Origin of the sequence: Streptococcus sp. 21.1 (assembly GCF_016648635.1) — a bacterium.
GTDB lineage: Bacteria > Bacillota > Bacilli > Lactobacillales > Streptococcaceae > Streptococcus.
On the sequence record NZ_JACLQL010000017.1, the window covers coordinates 25,805 to 32,160 of the forward strand.

A 6,356-nucleotide genomic window follows, 5' to 3' on the forward strand; every position below is an offset into this window, starting at 1 on the left:
ATGTATACCTATAAAACTGGACTCAGTACTTCTGAGCATGACCGTTTTGTTATAGATAGTCCTCAAACAAACTTATTACAAAGTAGTTCATGGGCAAAAATCAAGGATAGCTGGGGAAATGACCGCCTAGGTTTCTATCAAGATGGTAATCTCGTTGCTGTCGCTAGTGTCCTTATTCAGCCACTCCCTCTTGGATTTTCTATGATTTATATTCCTCGTGGACCTATTATGGATTATCAAGATAAAGACTTGCTCGCCTTTGTTATGGCTTCACTTAAAAAATATGCCAAAACAAAGCGTGCTCTCTTTGTGAAATTTGACCCAAGCCTTTTTGTGACAAAGAACCTGATTTCACAAGAAGCTGAAATCCGTAAAGAGACTATGACGATTGCCAAAGACATCCAGGCTCTTGGCGTTGAATGGACAGGCCTCACTGAAGATATGGCTGAAAATATCCAACCTCGCTTCCAGGCTAACATCCATAAGGAAGATTTCACTGAAGAACAACTCTCTAAGAGCACCAAGCAGGCTGTTCGTACTGCTCGAAACAAGGGAATTTCAGTTCAATTTGGTGGCACTGAGCTTCTTGAACAATTCGCTTCTCTGATGAAGAAGACAGAGGCCCGTAAAAACATCCACCTTCGTGGAATCGATTATTATGAAAAGTTGTTGACTACTTACCCAGAGTCTTCTTACATTACACTCTCAACACTAGATTTACCAGCCCGTCTCAAAGACCTCAATAAGCAACTCGAAAAGAACATTGCTGATGCAGCCAAGTTTACTGAAAAAACTAAACCAGGAAAAATCGAGAACAATAAACAAGAACACAAAAGACTTAAAGAAGAAATTGACTTCCTTCAAGAAAAGGTTGATGCTGGAAATAAGACGGTCCCACTCTCAGGTACACTCGTTCTTGAATTTGGCAAGACATCTGAGAATATCTATGCAGGAATGGATGAAGACTACCGCCGTTATCAACCGGCTATCCTGACATGGTATGAGACAGCTAATCACGCTTTCGAGCGTGGTGCCGAGTGGCAAAACATGGGAGGAATTGAAAATTCGCTTGATGGTGGCTTGTACAATTTCAAGTCAAAATTTAACCCACGCATTGAACAATTTATTGGGGAATTTAACCTTCCAGTTAGCCCTCTTTACGGACTAGCCAATTTTGCCTATAAAGTCCGTAAGAAATTGCGTAGCAAACATTAATAATATATAAAATGAGACTCCACCTTGGAAGTCTCATTTTTTGATGATATCTTAGTCTTTATCAGGAATAACCTTAAATAAATAATAGGTGATGAAGACTGTCAAACAAAAAAGTCCGATTTTCACCCAAAGGATAGGTGCAAAAAAGATTGAAATTCCCATCAAAACATAGATTTGGATGATAATCTTTTTCTTTCGTTCTTTGGCAATTGATTTGGTTTCTCTAAAATCGGCTACATAACTTTGATATAGCTTAGTATGATATAACCATTTCTCAAAACGTTTTGAACTTCTAGCAAAGCAAGCAATGGCTAAAAGTAGAAAAGGTGTTGTGGGTAAGATTGGAAGCGGAATTCCAAGAATTCCCAAACCAAGAGAGACAAACCCTAACGAGAGATAAATTACTTTCATAAATACTTTCCTTTTAAAAAGCTGCACTAATGTATTTAGTGCAGCTCTTCTGCTATTGTTAAATATCTGTCAGTGGAGTCGCTGTGTCTGGTGAGGTATCATAAACTTTGAAGTCAGTTCCAACACCAAAGTCAGCACGTGCCAACTGATTTTCCATCGTCATGTGGGCCAACTCCTTGATATTATTTTCTTTAGAAAGGTGACCCAAGTAAATCTTTTTAGTTTTGTTACCAATGGTACGAATCATAGCATCCGCTCCATCTTCATTACACAAGTGACCTTGATCAGAGAGGATACGTTGCTTGGTTGACCAAGGATATGAACCTGCTCTGAGGATTTCAATATCATGATTGGACTCAATCAGATAGCCATCAGCATTCTCAATAATACCTGCCATACGATCAGAAACATAACCCGTATCCGTCAGCATGACGAAACTTTTTCCATCTTTCATAAAGCGATAGAACTGTGGATCAATAGCATCGTGACTAACTCCAAAAGACTCAATATCAATGTCCCCAATGGTCAGAAGCTTGTCACGAGAAAAAACATGTTTCTGGCTATTATCAATCTTGCCAAGCATATTTTTACTATCCATAATTTGCCAGGTTTTCTCATTGGCGTAGATATCCATGCCATATTTACGAGCTAAAACGCCTACACCATGGATGTGATCCTTGTGTTCATGAGTAACTAAGATAGCATCCAGATCACTCGGATCACGATCAATTTCAGCTAGCAAACTTGTGATTTTCTTACCAGACAAGCCAGCGTCCACAAGAATCTTCTTTTCTGGAGTCTCCAAATAAAAGGAATTACCAGTTGACCCTGAAGCCAAAATACTATATTTAAACCCTAAATCTGAGGTCATTTCTACTACATCTCCCATTCATCAACCATCATGGCATCCTTGTCATATGGAAGCACAATTGTAAAAGTTGAACCCTTACCATACTCACTCTTAGCCCAAATAAAGCCCTTATGTTGTTTAATAATTTCTTTTGCAATGGACAAGCCAAGACCAGTTCCACCCTGAGCACGACTTCTAGCCTTATCAACACGGTAAAAACGGTCAAAAATTAACGGCAAATCTTTCTTAGGAATACCCAAACCTTGGTCAGAAATAGAAACAATCAACTGTGAATCAGTTGTCTTCATAGACACTGTAATCTTACCACCATCAGGCGAATACTTGATAGCATTATTAAGAATATTATCCACGACCTGGGTCATCTTATCTGTATCAATCTCCACCCAAATCGAGTTTACCGGATAATCTCGAATAATTTCGTAAGTTTTACCTGTATTAGTTTCTTGACTCTTAATCTGATCGAAACGATTCAATATATAGGTCATGAAGGCCGTGAAATTAGTCATTTCAACGTCAAGCTGGGTACTCTTATTGTCAATACGAGACAGTGCCAAGAGGTCAGAAATCATTCGCATCATACGATTGGTCTCATCCAAAGAAACTTTGATAAAGTTAGGGGCAATCTCTTCGTCAAGAGCACCATCATCAAGTGCCTCCAGATAAGATTTTACAGAAGTCAAAGGTGTACGCAACTCATGACTAACGTTTGATACAAAGAGTCGACGTTCCCGCTCTTCTTTTTCCTGCTCAGTGGCATCGTGAAGGACGGCAACCAGACCTGAGATAAAACCAGATTCTTTACGAATAAGAGCAAAGTTAACGCGTAGGGTCACAAACTCATCGTTGGCATCTCGACGAGACAAATGAATCTCAGGAGTCTTAGATAACAATTCATTATAGGTATAGGGGTTTTCGCCATCTAATAAATCTAAAATGGACATCTGTGTCGCTGTTTCAAAATCTAGATTCAACAAACGCTGAGCTGTGCTATTAATCATGGTAATTTGACCACGTCGATTAGTCGCAATGACTCCATCACTCATATAAGAGAGGACTGATGATAAGCGGTTTTTTTCCTGGGCTAGATTTTCATGCGTCAAACGAAAAACGTCCGATAAATCATTCAAGCTGTCAGCTAGCTCTAAAAGCTCTGGATCACCCTTTAAGCGTAACTCCTCATTATAGTTACCTGCCATTAGGGACTTGACTCTCTTGGTCAACTTTCGAATATTTTTGACTCGTCGATAATCACGATAAGCAAGAAAAATAAAGTAGAAAGCCACAAAAAGGAGCGTAAAGAGTAAGGCTAGTTCAAAGCTTGTGATGTTTAAGCCAATACTAGTCATAATTCTTCATATAATAACCAACACCACGACGCGTCAAAATATATTCAGGACGACTAGGTGTGTCTTCAATTTTTTCACGGAGACGACGAATGGTTACGTCAACCGTACGAACATCACCAAAATAGTCATAACCCCAAACAGTTTCAAGCAAATGTTCACGAGTCATCACTTGTCCCATATGAGTTGCCAAATGGAAAAGCAACTCAAATTCACGGTGTGTGAGTTCGACTTCATTTCCACGTTTTTTAGCAACAAATGCATCTGGAACAATAATCAACTCCCCAATTGAAATCTCCTGCTTGCCTGAGTTAGAGCTTTCTTCTGCTGCTGTTTCAATAGTCTCTGTACGACGCAAGTGAGCTTTGATACGTGCCAACAATTCACGATTAGAAAATGGTTTCGTCACATAGTCATCTGCCCCAATTTCTAGCCCGATAACCTTATCAAACTCGCTATCCTTAGCTGAAAGCATGATAATTGGTGTATGACTTGTCTTTCGAATTTCCTTAGCAACTTCTAAACCATCTAGTTCAGGCAGCATCAAGTCCAGGATGACCAAGTCTGGTTTTTCAGCTTCAAACTGCTCCAATGCTTCACGACCATCAAAGGCCGTAACCACTTCATAACCTTCTTTAGTCAGATTAAACTTGATGATATCCGAAATTGGTCTTTCATCATCAACAACAAGAATTTTTTTCATATAAACACCTCATCGGTTTTCTTAAGTCATTCAATTTTGTAAAGTAGAAAACTTTACGTATCAAACATATTATACCAAAAAATAGGTTAAGGACCAAGTTTCTACTATAGATATTGAGCTAATATACAAGCTTTCCTTCTTTTTTGAGATACCTTTGCAATGTGTAATCTGTTAAAAGGCGAACATTATGATTGAATTTTCAAACATTTTTGACATTTTCCTATATCTATAGTAAAATACACTCTTGTTGTTACATATATTAATGTAAAATTTTAGGAGGCTCTTATGGCACTTATTGAATTTAAAAATGTCAATAAATATTACGGAGATTATCATGCACTTCGTGACATCAATCTAGAAATTGAAAAAGGACAAGTTGTGGTTCTCTTGGGACCTTCTGGGTCTGGGAAATCTACCCTTATCCGTACAATCAATGCCTTGGAATCCATCGATAACGGTACGCTTATCGTTAACGGACATAATGTTACGGAAGCTTCTGCCAAAGACTTGGTTGAGCTTCGTAAGGAAGCAGGGATGGTATTCCAACACTTCAATCTCTACCCTCACAAAACTGTTCTTGAAAATGTAACCTTGGCACCTATCAAGGTTCTTGGAATCAGTAAGGCAGAGGCTGAAAAGACTGCTGAAAAATTCCTTCGCTACGTTAACATGTGGGACAAGAAAGATTCTTACCCTGGTATGCTTTCCGGTGGACAAAAACAACGTATCGCTATCGCCCGTGGTCTTGCCATGAATCCTGAGCTCTTGCTCTTTGATGAGCCAACGTCAGCCCTTGACCCAGAGACTATCGGTGACGTACTGGCGGTTATGCAGAACCTTGCCAAAGGTGGCATGAACATGGTAGTTGTTACCCACGAAATGGGCTTTGCCCGCAGTGTTGCAGACCGTATCATTTTCATGGCTGAAGGTCAGGTTCTTGTGGATACTACGGATGTGGATGGTTTCTTTGACAATCCAACTGAACCTCGTGCTGTTCAATTCCTTTCTAAGATTATCGACCACAACTCTGATCGTGTCCAAGTGGATGCCTAAGGAGGTTGCCTATGATTTTCAAAAAAATCTTACGTTACCTAACTGTCGCATGCTTAGCAATTGTCACTATTTTTCTTATCTCGAGTCACAAGACTAAGGCTGAAGACACTAGTAAGCTCCTAGATAGTAAAGCAGTCCAAAAAATCGTTAAGCGAGGAACACTTAATGTCGGTGTGAAGCAAGACGTTCCTAACTTTGGTTACTATTCTGCTAAGACTAATGCCTACGAAGGGATGGAAGTTGATCTTGCTAAAAAGATCGCCAAAGAACTTAAGGTTAAGGTCAATTACATTCCAGTAACAACGCAAACCCGTGAACCACTTATGGATAACGGAACTATCGACTTACTTATCGCTACCTATACCATCAATGATGAACGTAAGGCTTCTTATGCCATCTCAAATCCTTACTACTATGATCAAATTGGTTTCTTGGTTCTTAAGGACTCAGGTATTAACAAAATCTCAGACTTGAATGGTAAGACTATCGGTGTTTCTCAAGGTGCGTCAACTAAGGCTGCTTTGCAAGAGTATGCTTCAGCTAATAACCTTAAGTTCAACTATGTTCAACTCGGATCTTTCCCAGAATTGGCTGTTTCTCTTTACGCTCACCGCATCGATGCTTTCTCAGTTGATAAATCTATCCTCTCCGGATATGAAAGTAAAAAGACTAAAACCTTAAAAGAAGGTTTCAAAACACAAGAATACGGTATTGCCTCAAGCAAGTCTAACCAAGAGTTGATTGATTATACCAACGATTT

General features: G+C 39.3%; 7 protein-coding genes. 3 read left to right on the forward strand and 4 right to left on the reverse strand.

The annotated features are described in order from the left end of the window. Positions 1–1,215, forward strand: a complete 1,215-nt coding sequence (locus tag H7U01_RS09520; RefSeq protein ID WP_080611393.1) for an aminoacyltransferase — start codon at positions 1–3, stop codon at positions 1,213–1,215. Between the two features lie 51 nt (positions 1,216–1,266). Here H7U01_RS09520 and H7U01_RS09525 read toward each other — a convergent pair whose 3' ends face one another. From H7U01_RS09525 to yycF, 4 genes are read right to left on the reverse strand one after another with little or no spacing between them, the layout of a single operon-like run. After that, positions 1,267–1,626, reverse strand: a complete 360-nt coding sequence (locus H7U01_RS09525) for a YbaN family protein (RefSeq protein WP_045769141.1) — start codon at positions 1,624–1,626, stop codon at positions 1,267–1,269. A gap of 58 nt (positions 1,627–1,684) precedes the next feature. Continuing rightward, complete coding sequence (locus tag H7U01_RS09530; RefSeq protein ID WP_080612056.1) at positions 1,685–2,497, reverse strand: MBL fold metallo-hydrolase; 813 nt, start codon at positions 2,495–2,497, stop codon at positions 1,685–1,687. 5 nt (positions 2,498–2,502) lie between these two features. Continuing rightward, positions 2,503–3,843, reverse strand: coding sequence for a cell wall metabolism sensor histidine kinase VicK (gene vicK, locus H7U01_RS09535; RefSeq protein WP_080611394.1), 1,341 nt, complete (start codon positions 3,841–3,843; stop codon positions 2,503–2,505). Further along, the gene (gene yycF, locus H7U01_RS09540) at positions 3,836–4,543 is read right to left on the reverse strand and encodes a response regulator YycF (protein ID WP_002884978.1); all 708 of its coding nucleotides are present in this window, start codon (positions 4,541–4,543) and stop codon (positions 3,836–3,838) included. Before yycF ends, vicK begins: the two co-directional genes overlap by 8 nt. Positions 4,544–4,828: 285 nt before the next feature. Here yycF and H7U01_RS09545 point away from each other — a divergent pair, with 285 nt between their 5' ends. Together H7U01_RS09545 and H7U01_RS09550 are read left to right on the forward strand one after the other, a co-directional pair. Then, positions 4,829–5,596, forward strand: a complete 768-nt coding sequence (locus H7U01_RS09545; RefSeq protein WP_002885036.1) for an amino acid ABC transporter ATP-binding protein — start codon at positions 4,829–4,831, stop codon at positions 5,594–5,596. 11 nt (positions 5,597–5,607) lie between these two features. Beyond that, on the forward strand, positions 5,608–6,356 hold a 749-nt coding region (locus H7U01_RS09550; RefSeq protein ID WP_201041501.1), incomplete at its 3' end, for a transporter substrate-binding domain-containing protein.